Source organism: Paenibacillus sp. MER TA 81-3, assembly GCF_023713585.1.
GTDB lineage: Bacteria > Bacillota > Bacilli > Paenibacillales > Paenibacillaceae > Paenibacillus_B > Paenibacillus_B profundus.
The window spans coordinates 1-481 of record NZ_JAMAWB010000063.1; the positions used below are offsets into that span (position 1 = coordinate 1).

Below are 481 nucleotides of genomic sequence, written 5' to 3' on the forward strand. Positions count from 1 at the left end.
TCGCTATTCGGGCTGCACACGCGATGACTTCGCGTCGAAGAATGCCGCAGCGCGGGCAGCGCTGGAGAAGTATGGCGAACTGCCGCAGGACGTGCTGGAAGGCACGCGCCGGTCGAAGTTTGCGCCGCCCATCGTGCGCCGTGGCCTGAAGCAGCGCGGCGACGGTCCTGCCGAAGCATCACTGCTCGGCGATGAAACCACCACCGCAGAGTCGCCCGAAGCCGCAGCCGGCGAGGACGAGCCGGCATGAGCGATCCGAACCCACCGACCCGCTACTTCCGAGGCCTGCAACAGGGTGCCTTCATGCGGCTGGAACACGCGGCCTATCTAAAAGGCCTTTTAAAGCCTTTTAAGGGTAAAGGGGACTTCGAGGCCTGGGCCAGCCAGTGCTTCGCCATGCGCGACGAGTTGATTGCCCTGGCACAGCGACAGGTACTGGAGCAGGCATGCGGGCACCCCTTCCACCTGCTGCCCATCGAAC

Annotated in this window: 2 protein-coding genes; both read left to right on the forward strand. The window is 64.4% G+C overall.

The window, feature by feature from the left end:
• The coding region (locus tag M3650_RS31215) for an AcaB family transcriptional regulator (protein WP_251580234.1) at positions 1 to 250 on the forward strand (250 nt) is incomplete at its 5' end.
• Positions 247 to 481, forward strand: a 235-nt coding sequence (locus M3650_RS31220; protein ID WP_251580235.1) for a DUF3158 family protein, incomplete at its 3' end; no start/stop codon positions are given. The genes M3650_RS31215 and M3650_RS31220, both read left to right, overlap by 4 nt.